Below are 18,221 nucleotides of genomic sequence, written 5' to 3'. Positions count from 1 at the left end.
TCCTATGCCTGAGCGCCGGTAGGCGCCTTGTAGTTGGTGACTTCGGCGATGCGTGCGGATTTACCGCGACGTGCGCGCAGGTAATACAGCTTGGCGCGACGGACCTTGCCGCGACGGACGACTTCGATGCTGTCGATATTGGTGGAATGCAGCGGGAACACGCGTTCCACGCCTTCGCCAAAGGAAATCTTGCGCACGGTGAACGACCCGGCGATGCCTTTGCCGTTCTTGCGCGCGATGCAGACGCCTTCGTAGGCCTGCACACGGGTGCGTGTGCCTTCGGTCACTTTGTAACCGACGCGGATGGTGTCACCCGCCTTGAAATCGGGGATGGTTTTCCCCAGCGCAGCGATTTGCTCCGCTTCGATCTGTGCGATCAGGTTCATCTGAAACGCTCCTTATGATGCTTGCGGTGGTCCGCAATGTTGTTGCCATGACGAATAGCTCTGATCGTTTGTCGGGTCTGGCCGTAGCGCCCGTCAGAGATTGCGTCATCGTCTTTATTCTATCCGTCTGGTCCATCGGCAGGATTTGCCCCAACGCAAGGGCTGCCCGTGATCCGCGTGATCCATAAACGCATGGCCCGGAATCGGAACCGACCCAAGCCTGCGTCGTATAGGCCCAAGGGGGGCTGCGATCAAGTGGCGTCTTTGGCCTTGTAAGCAGCCCAAAGATCGGGCCTGCGGTGTTCGGTGATCTGTTCGGACATCGCCCGCCGCCAGGCTGCGATTTTCGCGTGATTCCCCGACATCAGTACGTCAGGGATCGGGCGGCCCTGCCATAGGGCGGGTTTGGTATATTGCGGATGTTCCAGCAGTCCGCCCGAATGGCTTTCCTCGACCGCGCTGTCGGCATTGCCCAAAACGCCGGGCAAGAGCCGCACGGTCGCGTCGATCATTGCTTGCGCCGCAATCTCGCCCCCTGTCAGGACAAAATCGCCAAGCGAAACCTCGGTGATGCCGAAATGGTCGATCACGCGTTCATCAACACCTTCGAACCGGCCACACAGCAGGGTGACGCCATCCATCCGCGCCCAGTTGCGCGCCATCGTCTGGTCAAACCGGCGCCCGCGCGGCGATAGATAGACCAGTGGCATGATGCCCTTGGCGGCGCTGCGGGCCTCCAGAATGGCTGCTTCCAGCACATCGGGGCGCAACACCATGCCAGCCCCGCCGCCCGCAGGCGTGTCATCGACATTGCGGTGTTTGCCAATCCCGTGTGCGCGCAGGTCGTAAGTCTGTAGCTGCCACAGCCCGTCCTGTAGCGCACGCCCTGTCAGGCTTTCGCCCAGCACGCCCGGAAAGGCCTGCGGAAACAGGGTGATGATCTGCGCGGTCCATGCCCCCGCGAGCAGGGGGGTATCCGTCATCAATTCGCGCGGTTTCAATGTCGCGCTGATCGATTTGCGCCCGATGGCGCGGGACGGCGTGTCAGTCATCGGATGCAAAAAGCCCGGCAGGCGGGTCCGCGATGATGCGCCCTGCGGCCAGATCGACGGTTGGTACGGCGGCTTGGGTAAAGGGCAACAGCACGGTGTCGGACTGGCCGGGCACATGCAGTTCCAAAAGCGCGCCTGCGCCGTGATCGACGACAGATTTGACCTGCCCCAATTTGCTGCCGCCGGTGTCCAGCACAGCAAGCCCGATCAGGTCGGCATAGTAATATTCGTCATCGGGCAGCGATGGCATCGCCGCACGCTCGGCGTAAAGAGCCACGTTGCGCAGCGCGTCGGCGTCTTCTTTGGTCACGACACCTGACAGCCGCGCGGTGAACCCGCCCTTGAGCTGGCCTGTCAGCACCACCTGCGCGATGCTGTCGCCGTGTTCGGTATAAAGCGGTGTATAATCGGCGATCGCCATCGGGTCGGCGCAGAAGGATTTCAGCCGCACCTCGCCCTTGACCCCGAAAGAGCCGCCGATCATGCCTACGATAACGCGGTCAGTCATTGATCATCTCCGCTGCAAGACAGATATTGGAAACCCATAAGCCACCGCCGTTTTCGCAGATGTCTTTCTGGCCTTGCCGTTCATACATCATGCCCGCCACGAAGGCGACCATCACAAGGATGAAGGTGCGGAGCAAGCGGAACATCTGGTGTTTGGGGGTAGCCCGGGTCACGACCCGGGCCACGGTCCGCCGCTTATTCGGCGGCGGCGTCTTCGGCAGGTGCGTTTGCCGCTTCGTCAGCTTTGGCGGCTTTCGCTGCCTTTTCTTCGGCGCGCTTGGTTGCGGCCTTGCCGGGGGTGCCTTTTTTCAGGTTGGCACGGTCTTTCTTGGGCATCACGCCAGCGGCTTCGAGCATGCGGGCAACACGGTCGGTCGGCTGTGCGCCTTGACCCAGCCAATACTGGATGCGGTCCATATCCATGCGCACGCGGTCTTCGCTGTCTTTGGGCAGCATTGGCGCATAGGTGCCCAGTTTTTCGATGAAACGACCATCGCGTGGCATGCGGCTGTCGGCAGCGACGATGGCGTAATGTGGGCGCTTCTTGGAACCGCCGCGGGCGAGCCGGATTTTCATAGACATGGTGTTTCTCCTTTAAGATGTCTTTGGGGGTGGCGGGGTGAACCCCGCCCTACGATTGGTGTTGTTTGTGATGCTGGATCACTTCCTGAATGATGAAGTTCAGGAATTTCTTGGCGAATTCAGGGTCCAGATCGGCCTGTTGCGCAAGATCGGTCAGCCGTGCGATCTGCGCGGCTTCGCGCGCTGTATCGGACGGGGGCAGGGCATGTTCGGCTTTGAGCCGGCCCACGGCCTGTGTGTGTTTGAAGCGTTCGCCCAAAGTATAGACAAGGATCGCATCCAGCCGGTCGATGCTGGCGCGATGGTCTTTCAGGATTTGTGCGGCGCGGGTGACGGCGTCAGACATGGGCCTGTCCTTTCGGATTTGGGTGGCGGTAAACCAGCGTGTCGGGCTTTGGGCCAAGAGCCTTTGCGTCATGTGCCGCACCAAGCTTTTCTGCCAACCGGATCGAGCGCGTATTGTCCGGCGCGATATAACTGACGGCACTGTCCCAGCCGAGGCTGTCATAGGCATGGGCAATCGCGGCGCGCGCGGCCTCAGAGGCGATGCCGGTGCCTTCGGCGGCATCCGACAGGATCATCCAGCCGATTTCGGTTTCCGGCCAGTCGGGCGGGGTCCACGGGCCGACAAGGCCCAGGGCGGTATCGTCCTCCGCGCGCGTGACCGCCCACATCCCATAGCCAAAGATGTCCCAATGGCCCAGCTCGGACGCAAAGCTGCGCCACGCCTTGCCCAGATCCTTATGCCCGCCAAAGGCGGTGGAGCGGTCCGACATCATGAAATCATGAAAGGCGGGCCAGTCATCCGCGACAGGGCGGCGCAATGTCAGCCTGTCGGTTTTCAGGTTTTGGCAAACCTGAAGCCTCCGGCGGGGATATTTCGGCTCGAACGATGTCATTTCTTTTTGCCAAAACCTGACAGACCAGCCGGCAGTTGCATCCCGCCACCCAAGCCAGGCAGGCCGCCGCGCCCTTGCAGGGCTTTGGCGGCGTCGGCCATCGCCTTGGGGTCGTTCATATCGGGCATGCCTTCGGGGGCGCCGCCTTTGCCGAACATGCCTTTCATGGCCTGTTTCAGCATCCCGCCCTTGCCCATCTTTTTCATCATATCGGCCATCTGCCGGTGCTGTTTGATCAGCTTGTTGAGTTCGGAAACCTCAAGCCCAGCACCCGCCGCGATCCGTTTCTTGCGCGAGGCGGCCAGCAGGTCTGGGTTGGCGCGTTCTTTCTTGGTCATCGAATTGATCAGCGCGATCTGGCGTTTGAGGATGCCGTCATCCATCCCCGCCGCCGCCATCTGTTTGCCCATCTTGGCGGCACCGGGCATCATCCCCATCATGCCTTCCATGCCGCCCATCTTCAGCATCTGGTCCAGCTGCATCTTGAGGTCGTTCATGTTGAACCGGCCCTGCTGGAACCGTTTCATCATGCGCGCGGCTTGTTCGGCCTCGATCGTTTCCTGCGCCTTTTCGACAAGGGCGACGATATCGCCCATGCCCAGGATGCGGCCTGCGATGCGCGATGGCTCGAAGGTTTCGATGGCGTCCATCTTTTCGCCAAGGCCGACGAAGCGGATCGGCTTGCCAGTGATCGCGCGCATCGACAGCGCCGCACCGCCGCGCCCGTCGCCATCCATCCGCGTCAGGACCACGCCGGTGACGCCGATCTTGTCGTCGAATTCCTGCGCGACATTGACCGCGTCCTGACCTGTCAGGCCATCGACCACAAGCAGCGTTTCGCGCGGATTAGCCACATCGCGCACCGCGGCGGCCTGTGCGATCAGTTCGGCGTCGATATGCAGCCGGCCTGCAGTGTCGAGCATATAGACGTCATAGCCGCCCAAGGATGCCTGTACCTTGGCGCGTTTGGCGATCTGGACAGGGGTTTCGCCCTTGACGATGGGCAGGGTATCGACCCCGATCTGCATCCCCAGGATCGCCAGCTGTTCCATCGCCGCAGGGCGGTTGGTGTCAAGCGAGGCCATCAGCACCTTTTTGCCTTCGCGTTCCTTCAAACGTTTGGCAAGTTTGGCGGTGGTGGTGGTTTTACCCGACCCCTGCAAACCGACCATCAGAATGGGCGCCGGCGGGTTGTCGATTTTCAAAGCGCCGGGGTCTTCGTCGCCGGTCAGGACGCGCTGAAGTTCGTCATGCACGATCTTGATGACCTGCTGGCCCGGCGTGATCGATTTGGTGACGGCCTGACCTGTCGCCTTGGCCTGCACGGCGGCGACGAAATCGCGCGCGACAGGCAGCGATACGTCTGCCTCGAGCAGGGCGGTGCGCACCTCGCGCAGGGCGGTTTTCACATCATCTTCGGACAGCGCACCTTGCTTGGTCAGCTTGTCGAAAACGCCGGACAGGCGTTCGGAGAGATTTTCAAACATAGGCCACGGCCCTTTTGTCGTTTCGGTTGCGGCCCATCCTATACCGGACAGGCCAAAGCAGGAACGCCCCCGTGGGCGCAACGCGCTGACGGAGGGCGATCCCCTGAATGCGGGGACCGGAAAGCACAGGCGTTCCGGGATGGCTGGCGTTTATGCCGACAGACGGCGCGAGTCAACTGCCGCGCAATTGCGCGATCTTGTGCAGCGTATCGGCGCGATAGGCATAGGCCACGCTGCCGGTACCCGCCATGAGCGCCAGCATATGCAGATAGGGCGGGCCGACCCAGATCAGTAGGGCCGACAGGCCAGTGATCATCGTGGCCAGCAGCACAAGCCCGGCAATCCCTTCCCAGCCGCGCCACCACAGCAGGGCGGCGCCCAACACCTCGACCGAGCCGGTGACATAGCGCGGAAACTGGCCAAAGCCGATGGCCTCATAGATGGCGACATCGGTGCTGTGCCCGGTCAGCTTGCGCAGGCCGAAATACACGAATGCGATGGTGAGCGCGGCGCGCAGGGCGGCCAGAAGTCGGGTCTGTGTCATGACCCAAAGATAGGCCGCACCGGACATTATCAAGGGCGCGCCTTTGCCCTTGCGCAGGCGAACGATTTGCGGGATTTTCAGCTTAGAGTGTTTGTCAGCGCACGGAACCGAGATGGATAATTGGGACGAAATCCGCACCGCATTTCAGGTTGCGCGCAGAGGGACGGTCAGCGGCGCTGCCGAGGAACTGGGCGTGCATCATGCGACCGTCATCCGCCATATCGACGCGCTGGAACAGCGGCTGGGGGTGAAATTGTTCCAACGGCACGCGCGCGGCTATACCGCAACCGAAGCGGGGCAGGACCTGTTGCAGGTGGCGCAAGCAACCGATGACCAGTTCACCCAGCTGGCCGGCCGGATCAAGGGGCAGGGCGAAGGCGTGTCAGGCGACCTGGTCATCACCTCGCTGGATATGCTGTCGCATCGGCTGACGCCGGTGATGGTGGCGTTTCAGGCGCAATATCCCGACTTGCGCATCCGTTACCGGACCGGCGACCGCGTGTTCCGGCTGGAATATGGCGAGGCGCATGTCGCGATCCGCGCCGGCACGATGCCCGAAGAGCCTGACAATGTGGTGCAGCCTTTCATGGCGCAGCGGATGTCGCTGGTGGCCTCGGCGGCCTATATCGACCGTTTTGGCCTGCCGGACGGGGCAGACGACCTGCCGCGCCACCGGTTCGTGATCGGTGATGACGAAAAATCCCGGGCCCCGTTCGAACGCTGGCTGCGCCAAAGGGTGCCGGACGCGGCGTTGATGTATCGCGCCTCTGACCCGCGCAACATGCTTGATGCGATCCTTGCGGGGGCGGGGATCGGGTTCGTGGTGCAACAGGAATGCGCAGCGCACGGGTTAACCGAGGTGATCCCCAGCCTTGACGAATGGTCGGCGCCGCTGTGGCTTGTCACACATGTCGATCTGCACCGCACGACCAAGGTGCAGGCTTTCTTGCGGTTCATCAAGGACCAGATGAAGACGCTGGAATGACCCAGCCGCGTGCCGGGCATCTGGCGATGCTGCTGTTCTCGACGCTGGTGGCGGGATCTTTCGCGCTGGGCGCGCTTGCGGCCAATGATATCGCCCCCATCGCGCTAAACGCGGTGCGGTTCTGGATCGCGGTGTTTATTTTGGGGGCGGCGGTGGTCGCGACCGGCGGCATGACGCGCGGGGCGGTCACGGCGCTCTGGCGCTATCCGTTGCTGGCGGGGTTCCTGACCACCTATTTCGTCGCCATGTTCGAAGGGTTGAAAACCGCGCCCCCCGTCAGCGCCGCCGCCGTGTTCACCCTGACACCGCTGATGGCGGGGGTCTTTGGCTGGCTTTTGCTGGGCCAACGCTTTACGCCGCGTATTCTTTTGGCCTTGGCGATCGGTGGGGTGGGCGCGCTTTGGGTGATCTTTCGCGCCGATGTCGCAGCAGTGCTGCGGTTCGAAATCGGGCGTGGTGAATTGATCTATCTGGGCGGTTGTCTGGCCCATGCGGTCTATACCCCGCTGGTGCGGCGGCTGAACCGGGGGGAACCTGCATTGGTTTTCAGCTTCGGTGTGCTGCTGGCGGGGGCGATGCTGTTGACGGTTTTTGGCTGGGGCGATCTGCGTGCGACCGACTGGACAGCATTGCCCGCGATTGTCTGGATCACGATCCTTTACACCGCCCTGTTCGCCAGCGCGGCCACCTTTACCCTGCTGCAATTCGCCACGATGCGGCTGCCCAGCAGCAAGGTGATGGCCTATACCTATCTGGTGCCAAGTTGGGTGATCGTCTGGGGTGTGGCGCTGGGCGGTGAGATGCCGCCCGCCATCGTGATGGCCGGGCTGGGGATCACGATTGCGGCGCTGGTTCTGTTGTTGCGGCAAGACTAGCGAATTCGAGGTCCAGAAACGCCTCGAACGCATCCAGATCGACAGGTTCCATCTGCCCGAACCCCGCCATCCAGACCGAGGCCGCGCGCAACGCATCAGGTTCAAGCTTGCACCATTTCACGCGGCCGCGCTTTTCCTGACTGATGAGGCCCGCGGCGGTCAAAACCCCCAGATGCTTGGAAATCGCCGCCAGCGACATCGCGAAAGGCTCGGCCACATCGGTCACCGCCATGTCATCTTCCAGCAGCATCGACAGGATCGCGCGGCGCGTGGGGTCCGCAAGCGCGGCAAAGGTATTATCGAGCGTGGCAGCCATGCCTGTGCTTATGCCACCGACCACGCAAACGTCAACCATCCGGTTGAATATGAATATCGACAAAACGCGCACACCGGCCGCCTTTTTTGACTTCTCTTTTCTAAAAATACTCAATTAAAACATATGGTTGATATGGTATCGTCGCGGCTTGACTCTCTGCCTGCACCACCCTAGACGATGTCCAACCTTCCGAAGGGGGCCAACCGATGCCGGAACCGCAGAACGCAGACCGCCTCAAGGCGCTCGAAGCGAAGATTGCGGCGCTCAAGACACCGGCAGAGGTGAAGGACCATTCGGAAGAACATTATTCGCAAGCGCAGCTTGCCTGGCGAATGGTGATCGAACTCGTGGCCGGTCTGGGGATCGGTTTCGGCATTGGATACGGCTTGGATACCCTGTTTGGGACCATGCCGGTTTTTCTGGTGCTGTTCATATTTTTAGGCCTCGCCGCCGGTGTGCAGACGATGATGCGCTCGGCAGCAGAGGTTCAGTTGAAGCAGCAGCGCGCTGCACAGGAAAAGGGTGACGCAAGTGGCGATTGAACCAGAAACCAAAGGTGGTCTTGTCTTCCATCCGCTGGACCAGTTCATCGTCAAGCCCGCTTTCGGGGATGGCGCGGTCAACTGGTATACTGTTACCAATCTCACCGTCTGGATGGGCATCATCCTGCTGGCGATCTTTGCGCTGTTCGTTCTGGGGAGCCGGGGCCGTGCGATCATTCCGTCGCGTGTCCAGTCGATTGGCGAATTGATGTATGGTTTCATCTACAAGATGATCGAAGACATCACCGGCAAGGACGGGGTCAAGTATTTCCCCTACATCATGACGTTGTTCGTCTTCATCCTGTTTGCGAATTTCATCGCCTTGATCCCGATGTCCTATAGCCCGACATCGATGATCGCGGTGACTGCGACGCTGGGTTTTGGGTCTTTCGTCGCCATCACGATCCTTGGGTTCGTGAAACATGGGGCCTCTTTCCTGAAATTGTTCTGGATGTCCGACGCACCCTTGTTCCTGCGCCCGATCATCGCGGTGATCGAAGTGATTTCCTACCTCGTGCGCCCGGTCAGCCTGTCCATTCGTCTGGGCGGCAATATCGCGGCGGGCCACGTCGTTCTGAAAGTGTTTGCCGGTTTCGCGGCGCTGGTTGTCGCCAGCCCAGCGGCGATCCTTGGCATTATCGCCATCTATGGGCTGGAAGTGCTGGTTGCCGGCATTCAGGCCTATGTCTTCACGATCCTGATCTGTGTCTATCTCAAGGACGCACTTCACCCGCATCACTAACACCGGATGGGTGAAATCACCCGTCCTACCTCTCAACTTCCAATCGTAAGGAGAATTCTCATGGAAGGCGAACTCGCACATATCGGCGCTGGTCTGGCTGCAATCGGTTCCGGCTTTGCCGCAATCGGCGTCGGCAACGTTGCCGGCAATTACCTGGCAGGCGCATTGCGCAACCCATCTGCCGCTGCTGGCCAGACAGCCACGCTGTTCATCGGTCTGGCATTCGCCGAAGCGCTGGGGATCTTCGCATTCCTCGTGTCGCTTCTGCTGATGTTCGCAGTCTAACAGGCAACCCATATCCTTACGGCTGACCGGCGCGTTTGATGCGTGTCGGTCGGTAAACCTGCAAGGTATTCGGGGACCATCATGGCAACACAGACAAATACGATCGCAGGAGCTTGCGTCGACGCCGGCGGATCCGCTCTTGGCATGCCGCAGCTTTGCGCTGAATGGATGCCGAACCAGATTTTCTGGCTCATCGTCACATTGATTGCGATTTTCTTCGTGATGTCGCGCATTGCGCTGCCACGGATTGGCGCGGTCTTGGCCGAACGCTCTGGCACAATCACGAACGATATTGCCGCAGCCGAAGATTTCAAGAACAAGGCAGCCGAAGCCGAAACCGCCTATGAACAGGCATTGACCGATGCCCGCGCCAAGGCCCAGGAGATCATCGCCAAGGCCAAGGCAGAGATTCAGGCCGACCTTGACGTCGCATTGCAAAAGGCCGATGCCGCCATCGCCGCCAAGGCCGCCGAAAGCGAAACAGCCATTGGCGAAATTCGCGACAGCGCCATCAAGAACATCACCGAGGTCGCCACCGACACCGCCAAGGAATTGGTGCTGGCGCTGGGTGGCACTGCTGACGCCACGACAATCACCGCCGCGGTCAACGCGCGGATGAAAGGATAAGTCATGCGTTTTATGGTCACTGCCCTTTTGGTTGCCGCAGCCTCGCCCGCATTGGCGGCGGATTATCCGTTCGTGTCGCTGCGCAACACCGATTTCGTGGTTCTTGTCGCCTTCCTGATCTTCATCGGCATCCTGCTGTATTACAAGGTGCCGGCGCTGGTGGCAGACATGCTGGACAAGCGTGCGGTCAATATCCGTGTCGAGCTTGACGAAGCCAAGGCTTTGCGCGAAGAGGCGATGGCGCTGCTGGCCTCTTACGAGCGCAAGCAAAAGGACGTGCAAGTCCAGGCTGACCGGATTGTCGCCTCTGCCAAGCAAGAAGCAAACGATGCGGCAATCGCTGCGAAAGAAGAGATCGCCAAATCCATCAGCCGCCGCATGCAGGCCGCCGAGGAACAGATCGCATCCGCACAGGCCGCTGCGATCAAGGATGTCCGCGATCAGGCCGTGATCGTTGCTGTCGCTGCTGCCAAGGACGTTCTGGCAGGGCAGATGAACGCGAAATCGGCCGGTGCGCTGATTGACGAATCCATCGCGGTTGTCGCAGATAAACTGCATTAAACCGATCAATCTGATGATCCTAAAAGCCCGGGTGCCGCGATGCATCCGGGCTTTTGCGTTCAAAGGCCGTGGCGCGCGGCCGAATTAGCGGCGCAATTCGTGCTGGAACCGCTTTTGTGCGAAGGTTTCGTTGCGGTCCGCCTTTTGCTGGCGTGTCAGCGCCTGTTCGACATAATCAAGATGCGCCTCGACCGCCGCACGGGCCGCGACAGGATCGCGCGCTTGCAGCCCCATGTTGATCTGGCGGTGCTGGTCAAGCAAGGCATCGCGCGTCGTGCGCTGTTTGAACATGACGCTTCGGTTATAAAACACACCTTCGCGCAGCAGATCATACATCGACCGCATCATATGCAGCATGATGATGTTGTGGCTGGCCTCGATAATGGCCAGATGGAATCCGGCGTCAAGATGGGCTTCTTCTGCCGGATTGCGTTTCAGATGGGCGGTTTCCATCTTTTGAAAAATAGTGTCGATCACCTTGAGGTCAGTATCGCTCCCAAGAATGGCGGCGCGGCTGGCGGCCAGCCCCTCCATGTCGCGGCGGAAGCTGATGTAGTCGAACACGGCCTCGTCATGGGATGCAAAAAGCGTGACCAATGCGGGGGCAAAAGCGGACCCCAGCACATCGGCCACGAACACCCCCGCCCCGGCGCGTGAAATCAGCAGGCCGCGTTCCTGCAGATCGGCCAAAGCCTCGCGCAGGGACGGGCGCGATACGTTCATAGTCTCGCTCAGCTCGCGTTCGGATGGCAGACGCTCGCCGGGCCGTAGGATGCCGCGCAAAATCAGACCTTCGATCTGGTGCACAACGCCCTGGGACAGTTTTTCCTGAAGAACCGGCTCGAACGGCATAATGTCTCTTTCGCGTTTTGGTCTGTTCATATGACCACATTCTGTATGATGTGTTCAAATGAAAAGGGGCCGCAGATTGCAGCCCCTTCGCCGGTCGCATGTCGAAAGATCAGTTTGGCGTGATGATGATTTCCACACGACGGTTCAACTGGCGGCCTTCGGCTGTAGCGTTGGACGCGATCGGCTGGTACAGACCCGCGCCGATCGACCGGACCCGCCCGGACGACACGCCGCCGCTGCGCAGCACGCCGGCCACAGATTGCGCACGACGTTCCGACAGGTCCTGGTTAAAGCTGGCAGAGCCGACATTGTCGGTATGGCCGATCACGTTAATGGTCGAATCAGGATAATTGGTCAGCGACCGCGCCACGATCATCAGGTCATTCTGCGATTGTGCGCCGATTTGTGTGCTGTTGGTCGCGAACAAAAGATCCTGTGACAGCACGACCACCAGGTTGGTGCCGTTATTGGACACACCCACATCGTTGCGCAGCGCGCGGCGCAATTCTTCGGCCTGACGGTCAAGGCTGTTGCCGATCCCGCCACCGACGCCGGCACCCAATGCAGCACCGATCAATGCCGCGCGGTTGCGGTCGCGCACGGTGCCGTCGTTGCCGATCAAGGCGCCGGCAGCGGCCCCCCCCAGCGCCCCGATCATGGCACCCTGACGCGTGTTCTGGCTTTGGTTCGGCGCACCGGGGTCACAGGCGGCAACCAGCAGCAGGGCAGAGGCGGCAATCGCGAGGGGGAATTTGGATAGGATCATGACAGGGTTTCCACTACTTTAAAGTGCGCAAAACGGCGCGGTTTACACGCTGTCTTATGACGACAAATGCATTGCTATCCAATAACGGTTTCACGCCCCTTTTGGTTCCAGTGCTTTTCCGCCCATCGCATCGCCTGCGTCAATGCGCGCAGATTCCCAGGCGAGCATGGCCCGTTTGACCGGCATCCCCCAGTGATAACCGCCCAACCCCCCCGATTTGCGCAAGGCGCGGTGACAGGGGATCAACCAGCTGACCGGATTGCGCCCAACCGCCGTGCCGACGGCGCGCACGGCCTTTGGATTGCCGATGGCGCCAGCGATCTCGGCATAGGTGGTCACATGGCCTGAGGGAATGGCCAGCAGCGCCTCCCAGACCTTGAGCTGGAATGGCGCGCCGATCATGTGCAGGCGGGTTTCGCCGGTCATGCCCAGCGCCGCCTTGGCCCAGCCGCGCAGGGCATCGGGGTTTTCGATGAACGTCGCCGCAGGCCAGCGCTGGCACAGATCGGCCATCGCGGCGTCAGCACCGGTTTCCGCGGCAAAGGCCAGCCCGCAAATCCCGCGATCCGTCCCCATGACCAGCGCGGGGCCAAAGACACTGTCGAACCAGCCCCAGACAATCGTCAGCCCCGCCGCGTCGCGGGCGTAATCGCCGGGGCTCATTGCTTCCCAGCGCAGGAACAGGTCGTGCAGACGGCCCGAACCGGACAACCCGACCGCATGGGCGGTGTCCAGCGTGGTGAACCGGTCGCGCAGCAGGGTCTTGGCATGCGACAGGTTCAGATATTGCTGATAGCGTTTGGGCGACACGCCCACCCATGACGAAAACAGGCGCTGGAAATGCGCAGGGCTCATCTGCATCTGCGCCGCCAGATCGGCCAGCGACAGCGGTGCGTCGCCCGCAGCATCGATCAGGTCGATGGCGCGGCGCATGACGTGGTAATGATATCTGTCTGACTGGTCCATGGGTCTGATCCTAGTGATATCGCACGCCCGCCGCGACCCGATTATTGCGCATCCGGCGCTTGCCCAGCCGCAACGGGCGTTGCATACCGATGCCATGGCAAAGCAGCTTGATTATCATTCCATCCGCGCGATCTTTGAGCGTTTTCAGGCCGAAGCGCCCGAGCCGAAAGGCGAGCTTGAGCATGTCAACGCCTATACGCTGGTCGTGGCGGTCGCGCTGTCCGCGCAGGCCACCGACAAAGGCGTGAACAAGGCCACGCGCGCGCTGTTCGCCGTCGCCGATACGCCGCAAAAGATGCTGGACCTCGGGCTGGACGGCGTGACCGACCATATCAAAACGATTGGCCTGTTCCGCCAGAAGGCCAAGAACATCATCAAGATGAGCCAGATCCTTGTCGATGATTTCGGCGGTGAAGTGCCCAATTCCCGCGCGGCGTTGCAATTGCTGCCCGGTGTCGGGCGCAAGACCGCAAATGTCGTCCTGAACATGTGGTGGGGCCAGCCAGCACAGGCGGTGGACACGCATATCTATCGCTTTGGCAACCGCAGCGGCGTGGCGCCGGGGCGCGATGTCGATGCGGTGGAACGCGCCATCGAAGACCATATCCCCGCCGATTATCAATTGCATGCGCATCATTGGATGATCCTGCACGGGCGCTATGTCTGTGTCGCACGCAAACCCAAATGCGGTGCCTGTCTGATCCGCGATCTGTGTCTCTATGAGGAAAAGAATTTATGAAAAAGTATCAGGTTGTCGGCATCGGCAATGCGATGGTCGATGTGCTTGCGCGCGCCGATGACGGATTTCTGGATACCGCTGGCGTGCAAAAAGGCATCATGCAGCTGATCGATATGGACCGCGCGGTCGATCTGTATGACCGGATTGGCCCCGCCAAGGAAATCAGCGGCGGATCGGCTGCGAATACCATTGCCGGTATCGCGCAGCTGGGCGGACGGACCGCCTATGTCGGCAAGGTCAAGGATGACCAGCTGGGCGCGATCTTTGCGCATGACCTGCGCGCGCAGGGTGCGGATTACGCGACCCGCTTGGCGCCCCGGACCGAGACTGCCGAAACCGGGCGCTGCATCGTCATCGTCACGTCGGATGGCGAGCGGTCGATGAACACCTATCTTGGCGTCACCGAATTCCTGTCGCCCGACGATATTGATGACGCGCAGATGGCCGATGCCGACTGGATCTATCTGGAAGGGTACCGTTTCGACGGCCCCGACAGCCACGCCGCCTTTGCCAAGGCGATCGCCGCCTGCAAGGGGGCGGGCGGGCGCGTGTCGATCACCCTGTCCGATCCGTTCTGCATCGCACGGCACCGCGATGCCTTTGCCACGATGATCCGCGACCATGTGGATCTTTTGTTCTGCAACCGCGCGGAAATGCTGGCGATGTACCAGACGACAGATTTCGAGGACGCCCTTGCCCAGTCGGCGGCAGAGGTGGAGATGGTGGCCTGCACTGACAGCGGCAATGGCGTACATATCCTGTCAAATGGCGCGCGCTGGCATGTGCCTGCCGTGCCGACCGAGATTGTCGATGCGACAGGCGCGGGCGATCTGTTCGCGGCAGGGTTTCTGTGGGGGCTGACCGCAGGGTTCGGTTTGGAAACCTGCGGCAAGATGGGCAATCTGGCGGCGTCCGAGGTGATCAGCCATATCGGCGCGCGGCCGGAAACCGATCTCAGGACGCTGTTTGCAAAACACCAGCTGCTTTAAGCCAGCGCTGGTCCAGCGCGTCGATTGCGGCAGGGTCAAAGCGCCCTTCCTCTTTCCAGTATTTGCCGGATGGGACGTAATATCCAAGCCGGGCCTCTTCGGCCAATGCCGCCTCTGCCTTGGCAAGGTCATAGAACAGCGGCTGCGCAATGGCTGTCGCCTGTGGCGTGCAGCGCGGAAAGACCAGCCGGCTTTCGTCCAGTGACAGGTTGACGACAGCACAGCCGCGCGCGGCAGCCATCAGCATGAACCGCGCCGATTTCGCTTCGAGCGAGCGCAAAGTGACGTCGGCGCGCAACGGGTCGGCTGTGCCGGTGCCATAGAAATGCGTCTGGCTTTGCGCGGGATAGACCATATCGCAGCCCATCATCGCAATCACGCGTGGCTTGAGCGCCGCCAGCGCCCAATAGCCTGCGGTAAAGGCCATCGTCCCGCCGGCATAAACAAAGCCGCCAAATGCGTTCTGCAAGGGAACATAATCGGCGGCTCTGATAATCCGCTGCTCTGGGGCCAGCGCGCGCGGCATGCGCGCTGCCGGAAAATCATCAGGATGGATCAGATCGTCCCAATCGGGGCGTACCGCCCAGGCGTTGTTGATCGCCACGATCCGGTCGAATGGATGGCGCGGCCAGTCACGGGTTTCCACAACATTCGGGCCACTGCCCAGCACCAGAACAACCGCCATCATCATTTTCCCTGCATCACCCGATGTCTGGCAGATAACCCAGCATCAAGCGATGTCGAGAAAAACTTTTATGCCTCCGGCGGGGATATTTGGGCTCGAACGATGCAAAAGATAACCGCCATCCATCACTTGGTCGCCCGGCGCCTTGCAACAGATGGCGGCATCGTTGTCGGCGGTCATCGGCATCCCTGCCTGTACCGCAGCATCAGCATGGCGCATTAACCTTAACATCCCCTTAAACGGCATCGTTCGAGCAAAAATATCCTCGGGGGTGAGGCGCGCCAGCGCCGAGGGGGCAGACAGCCCCCTTACTGCCCCAGCTTGGCATGCACTTCGTCCAGGTCGATCTCGCCCACAGGCATCTTGTTGGCCGGATTTTCGAAATCGTATTTGAACAACCGGAAATCGCGTTTGTAGATTTCATAGACCAAGTGCATCGACAGATCGTCGAAGTAATCCTCGACAGGATGCAGCCGCTTGGGGCCGTGGCCTTCGCTTTCGTTGAAACGCGGGATCGTGGCAAGGTCGATTGCATGGGGCCGGTCGGTCCGGTCCAGCACGGCCTGCATGCCGGCGTCGAATTGTTCGGTCCAGAAGATGTGGTCATAACGCCCGCCATTCGCGATGAATGTCCCGATATGGCCTGACATGGCCGACCAGTGGATATCCGGCTCCATCGGTTTGCGCCAGCGGATCGTGTCGCGTGCAAACAGCAAGAATCGCCGGAAGCTTTTGATCTGATCAAAGGCGAGTCCATCCGCCGGATTGCCCACGTCGATCCCGTATTTCTGGATCAGCTGCGGGACCAGATTGCCGCGATAGTAATTTCCGCTGCGTTGCACGCCGCAGATCTTGTCGAAGAACGACGACAGGATGCGGGTATAGGGGTTGCGCACGCAGGTGAAGGCGAAACTTTTATGCGCCAGCACATTGTCCCGGATCGGCTGCTGGCTGTTCTCCAGCGCCCATTTGTGCAGGCCTGTCTTCGCGTCATGGATGTCGCCGTCGAAGAACCTGCCGTGATCGGAATAATACATGATCTGCCCGATGGTCGAACAGGCGCATTTCGGCACCACACGGTAGACCATGCTTTCGCTGGGCGTCATCCAGGTTCCGGGAAAATTGGCCAATGCGATGCTCCTTTGTGCCAAGCTGCGCCCACCCGACGACATAAAGGCAAAGAAACCCTGTCGCTTCAATGTCTGTTTGCGCTAAAACGCGACAAAGCCAGTCGCGGAACGAAGAATATCATGGCACGTGTCGCCTTTATCCTGCTTTGCCACAAAGACCCCGATGCCATCCTGAATCAGGTGACACGGCTGACGGCCGCTGGCGACTATGTGGCGATCCATTTCGATGCCTCTGCCGCCCCTGCCGATTACCGCAAGATCACCAGCGGGCTGGCAGACAACCCTAACGCGATCTTTGTGACGCGCCGTGTCAGATGCGGCTGGGGCGAATGGAGCCTGGTAGAGGCCACCCTGCGCACGCTGCAGGCCGCGTTTGACGCCTTTGCGCAGGCGACCCATTTCTACATGCTGTCGGGCGATTGCATGCCGATCAAATCCGCCCATTACGCGCATCAGTTTCTGGATGCCCATGACAAGGATTTCATCGAAAGTTTCGATTTCTTCGACACTGACTGGATCAAGACCGGATTGCGCGAAGAACGGCTGATCTATCGCCATTATTTCAACGAACGCAGCCAGAAGCGCCGGTTTTACGCTGCCTTTGCCTTGCAAAAGCGGTTGAATATCACCCGCGCGGTCCCACCTGGTATTCAGGTCATGATCGGCAGCCAGTGGTGGTGCTTGCGCCGAAGCAGCGTTGCGGCTGTGCTCGCCTTCACCCGCCAGCGCCTGGACGTGATCCGGTTTTTCCGCACGACCTGGATTCCCGACGAGACGTTTTTTCAGACCCTTGTTCGCCATCTCGTCCCCGGCCGCGAGATCGAGAGCCGCACATTGACCTTTTTGATGTTCAGCGATTACGGGATGCCGGTGTCGTTCTACAACGACCATGCCGATCTTTTGCTGGGGCAGGATGCCTTGTTCGCGCGCAAGATCAGCGCAGAGGCGCATCGCCTGAAACAGGTGCTGGGCGCGCTTTATGCATCGGATCGGACGGATTTCACCATTTCCAACGAAGGCCGGACCCTGTTCAGCTTTCTGACCGCGCGCGGGCGCAGCGGCCGGCGGTTCGCCCCGCGGTTCTGGGAGGCGGAGACGTCAATCGGGGCGGGGCGCAGCCTGCTGATCATCTTGTGTAAGAAATGGCATGTCGCCAAGCGGCTGACGGCGGCGATCCGCCAAAGCACCGATATTCCGGCTTTTGATTACCTGTTCCATGAGGATGACACGCCATTGCCCGATATGGGCGGGATCGAGAGGTCGCTGGCCAAACGTGGCCGCCATCACCGTGCTTTCGTCCGGATGCTGTACGATCATGCGGGAACGGATCGGGTGGTGATCTGTCTGGATACATCCAGCCTTGATCTGCTCGGGGATTTCCATGCCGACCGTGCCGATGTGCGGATATTGGAAATCGACTGCGATCTGGGTGACGATTATCTGATCGGTCATGCGATCCGTGTGGGGCTGGCCGGGCCGCAAACATCGCGCGACACCTTCGCGCGCTTGCTGCCCACGATCCGCCGTGACATGATTCATGAACGTGACGCGATCCGCGATGCCCGTTTCAAGAATGCCGCGCGCCTGCGTGAAACCGCCCCCGATGCCGAAAACGCGGCGGCGCTTGCGGTGTTTCTGGGGGTGGACGACACCACAGCACTGGCATTGGCGCAAACGCCGCATCTGTTTGTTGATTAAGGAAGA

General features: G+C 60.6%; 26 protein-coding genes. 10 read left to right on the top strand and 16 right to left on the bottom strand.

The features are described 5' to 3' along the window. Positions 1-2 precede the first annotated feature (2 nt). The 9 genes from rplS to ACPF9B_RS10500 all read right to left on the bottom strand — a co-directional run bounded on the left by rplS (position 3) and on the right by ACPF9B_RS10500 (position 5,484). Positions 3-386 carry a 50S ribosomal protein L19 gene (gene rplS / locus ACPF9B_RS10540; protein WP_007206933.1) on the bottom strand — a complete coding sequence of 128 codons (384 nt, stop codon included), beginning with the start codon at positions 384-386 and terminating at the stop codon, positions 3-5. 251 nt (positions 387-637) lie between these two features. Next, entirely contained in the window at positions 638-1,438 is an 801-nt protein-coding gene (gene trmD, locus ACPF9B_RS10535) for a tRNA (guanosine(37)-N1)-methyltransferase TrmD (RefSeq protein WP_424177264.1), read from the bottom strand. Beyond that, positions 1,431-1,946, bottom strand: a complete 516-nt coding sequence (gene rimM / locus ACPF9B_RS10530) for a ribosome maturation factor RimM (protein WP_007206935.1) — start codon at positions 1,944-1,946, stop codon at positions 1,431-1,433. The genes trmD and rimM overlap by 8 nt, the downstream gene beginning before the upstream one ends. Beyond that, positions 1,939-2,091, bottom strand: a complete 153-nt coding sequence (locus ACPF9B_RS10525; protein ID WP_424177262.1) for a hypothetical protein — start codon at positions 2,089-2,091, stop codon at positions 1,939-1,941. The genes rimM and ACPF9B_RS10525 overlap by 8 nt, the downstream gene beginning before the upstream one ends. Positions 2,092-2,140: 49 nt before the next feature. Next, a complete protein-coding gene (rpsP, locus tag ACPF9B_RS10520; RefSeq protein WP_424177260.1) occupies positions 2,141-2,527 on the bottom strand; it encodes a 30S ribosomal protein S16 in 387 nt (128 codons plus the stop codon). Positions 2,528-2,576: 49 nt separating this feature from the next. Beyond that, positions 2,577-2,873 (bottom strand): chorismate mutase, encoded by a 297-nt coding sequence (locus tag ACPF9B_RS10515; protein ID WP_007206938.1) that lies wholly within the window; start codon positions 2,871-2,873, stop codon positions 2,577-2,579. Next, complete coding sequence (locus ACPF9B_RS10510) at positions 2,866-3,426, bottom strand: GNAT family N-acetyltransferase (RefSeq protein ID WP_007206939.1); 561 nt, start codon at positions 3,424-3,426, stop codon at positions 2,866-2,868. The genes ACPF9B_RS10515 and ACPF9B_RS10510 overlap by 8 nt, the downstream gene beginning before the upstream one ends. Then, complete coding sequence (gene ffh / locus ACPF9B_RS10505) at positions 3,423-4,913, bottom strand: signal recognition particle protein (RefSeq protein WP_424177257.1); 1,491 nt, start codon at positions 4,911-4,913, stop codon at positions 3,423-3,425. The genes ACPF9B_RS10510 and ffh overlap by 4 nt, the downstream gene beginning before the upstream one ends. Positions 4,914-5,085: 172 nt before the next feature. Continuing rightward, positions 5,086-5,484 (bottom strand): hypothetical protein, encoded by a 399-nt coding sequence (locus tag ACPF9B_RS10500; RefSeq protein ID WP_007206941.1) that lies wholly within the window; start codon positions 5,482-5,484, stop codon positions 5,086-5,088. A gap of 85 nt (positions 5,485-5,569) precedes the next feature. Between ACPF9B_RS10500 and ACPF9B_RS10495 the strand changes: the two genes are divergently transcribed. After that, positions 5,570-6,442, top strand: coding sequence for a LysR family transcriptional regulator (locus ACPF9B_RS10495; protein ID WP_424177255.1), 873 nt, complete (start codon positions 5,570-5,572; stop codon positions 6,440-6,442). Next, positions 6,439-7,317 (top strand): DMT family transporter, encoded by an 879-nt coding sequence (locus ACPF9B_RS10490; protein WP_007206943.1) that lies wholly within the window; start codon positions 6,439-6,441, stop codon positions 7,315-7,317. Before ACPF9B_RS10495 ends, ACPF9B_RS10490 begins: the two co-directional genes overlap by 4 nt. Here the strand turns inward: ACPF9B_RS10490 and ACPF9B_RS10485 are convergent. Continuing rightward, positions 7,277-7,633 carry an ArsR/SmtB family transcription factor gene (locus ACPF9B_RS10485; protein ID WP_040483017.1) on the bottom strand — a complete coding sequence of 119 codons (357 nt, stop codon included), beginning with the start codon at positions 7,631-7,633 and terminating at the stop codon, positions 7,277-7,279. The two genes, ACPF9B_RS10490 and ACPF9B_RS10485, sit on opposite strands and share 41 nt — an antisense overlap. A gap of 206 nt (positions 7,634-7,839) precedes the next feature. Here ACPF9B_RS10485 and ACPF9B_RS10480 point away from each other — a divergent pair, with 206 nt between their 5' ends. From ACPF9B_RS10480 to ACPF9B_RS10460, 5 genes are all read left to right on the top strand, one after another. After that, positions 7,840-8,175: an AtpZ/AtpI family protein gene (locus ACPF9B_RS10480; protein WP_007206945.1), complete on the top strand. Its 336-nt coding sequence runs from the start codon at positions 7,840-7,842 to the stop codon at positions 8,173-8,175. Continuing rightward, on the top strand, positions 8,165-8,917 hold the full coding sequence (locus tag ACPF9B_RS10475; protein WP_424177251.1) for a F0F1 ATP synthase subunit A: 753 nt from the start codon (positions 8,165-8,167) through the stop codon (positions 8,915-8,917). The genes ACPF9B_RS10480 and ACPF9B_RS10475 overlap by 11 nt, the downstream gene beginning before the upstream one ends. A 60-nt stretch (positions 8,918-8,977) precedes the next feature. Beyond that, entirely contained in the window at positions 8,978-9,202 is a 225-nt protein-coding gene (locus ACPF9B_RS10470) for a F0F1 ATP synthase subunit C (protein ID WP_007206947.1), read from the top strand. Positions 9,203-9,283: 81 nt separating this feature from the next. Continuing rightward, positions 9,284-9,829, top strand: coding sequence for a F0F1 ATP synthase subunit B' (locus ACPF9B_RS10465; protein WP_007206948.1), 546 nt, complete (start codon positions 9,284-9,286; stop codon positions 9,827-9,829). Positions 9,830-9,832: 3 nt separating this feature from the next. Then, complete coding sequence (locus ACPF9B_RS10460; protein ID WP_424177248.1) at positions 9,833-10,390, top strand: F0F1 ATP synthase subunit B; 558 nt, start codon at positions 9,833-9,835, stop codon at positions 10,388-10,390. A gap of 84 nt (positions 10,391-10,474) precedes the next feature. On the opposite strand, the gene ACPF9B_RS10455 is transcribed toward ACPF9B_RS10460, so the two are convergent. The 3 genes from ACPF9B_RS10455 to ACPF9B_RS10445 form a co-directional block, all read right to left on the bottom strand. Continuing rightward, entirely contained in the window at positions 10,475-11,242 is a 768-nt protein-coding gene (locus ACPF9B_RS10455) for a FadR/GntR family transcriptional regulator (protein WP_007206950.1), read from the bottom strand. 109 nt (positions 11,243-11,351) lie between these two features. Continuing rightward, positions 11,352-12,008: an OmpA family protein gene (locus ACPF9B_RS10450; protein ID WP_424177246.1), complete on the bottom strand. Its 657-nt coding sequence runs from the start codon at positions 12,006-12,008 to the stop codon at positions 11,352-11,354. Positions 12,009-12,098: 90 nt separating this feature from the next. Then, complete coding sequence (locus ACPF9B_RS10445; RefSeq protein ID WP_424177244.1) at positions 12,099-12,974, bottom strand: methylated-DNA--[protein]-cysteine S-methyltransferase; 876 nt, start codon at positions 12,972-12,974, stop codon at positions 12,099-12,101. Between the two features lie 94 nt (positions 12,975-13,068). Here ACPF9B_RS10445 and nth point away from each other — a divergent pair, with 94 nt between their 5' ends. After that, positions 13,069-13,713, top strand: coding sequence for an endonuclease III (nth, locus tag ACPF9B_RS10440; RefSeq protein WP_424180402.1), 645 nt, complete (start codon positions 13,069-13,071; stop codon positions 13,711-13,713). After that, positions 13,710-14,702, top strand: coding sequence for an adenosine kinase (locus tag ACPF9B_RS10435; RefSeq protein ID WP_424177242.1), 993 nt, complete (start codon positions 13,710-13,712; stop codon positions 14,700-14,702). Before nth ends, ACPF9B_RS10435 begins: the two co-directional genes overlap by 4 nt. Here the strand turns inward: ACPF9B_RS10435 and ACPF9B_RS10430 are convergent. The 3 genes from ACPF9B_RS10430 to ACPF9B_RS10420 all read right to left on the bottom strand — a co-directional run bounded on the left by ACPF9B_RS10430 (position 14,668) and on the right by ACPF9B_RS10420 (position 16,559). Continuing rightward, on the bottom strand, positions 14,668-15,393 hold the full coding sequence (locus ACPF9B_RS10430) for a hypothetical protein (protein ID WP_424177240.1): 726 nt from the start codon (positions 15,391-15,393) through the stop codon (positions 14,668-14,670). The genes ACPF9B_RS10435 and ACPF9B_RS10430 overlap by 35 nt on opposite strands. Positions 15,394-15,432: 39 nt before the next feature. Continuing rightward, the gene (locus ACPF9B_RS10425) at positions 15,433-15,567 is read right to left on the bottom strand and encodes a hypothetical protein (protein ID WP_424177238.1); all 135 of its coding nucleotides are present in this window, start codon (positions 15,565-15,567) and stop codon (positions 15,433-15,435) included. 128 nt (positions 15,568-15,695) lie between these two features. Next, complete coding sequence (locus ACPF9B_RS10420) at positions 15,696-16,559, bottom strand: sulfotransferase family protein (protein WP_424180400.1); 864 nt, start codon at positions 16,557-16,559, stop codon at positions 15,696-15,698. Between the two features lie 78 nt (positions 16,560-16,637). Between ACPF9B_RS10420 and ACPF9B_RS10415 the strand changes: the two genes are divergently transcribed. Then, positions 16,638-18,215 carry a DUF5928 domain-containing protein gene (locus ACPF9B_RS10415; protein WP_424177236.1) on the top strand — a complete coding sequence of 526 codons (1,578 nt, stop codon included), beginning with the start codon at positions 16,638-16,640 and terminating at the stop codon, positions 18,213-18,215. The last annotated feature ends 6 nt before the right edge of the window (positions 18,216-18,221 follow it).

The organism is Yoonia sp. TsM2_T14_4, assembly GCF_049602355.1.
GTDB lineage: Bacteria > Pseudomonadota > Alphaproteobacteria > Rhodobacterales > Rhodobacteraceae > Yoonia > Yoonia vestfoldensis_A.
The sequence above is the reverse complement of the archived record's forward strand: the minus strand, read 5'-3'. Positions and strand labels throughout refer to the sequence as shown.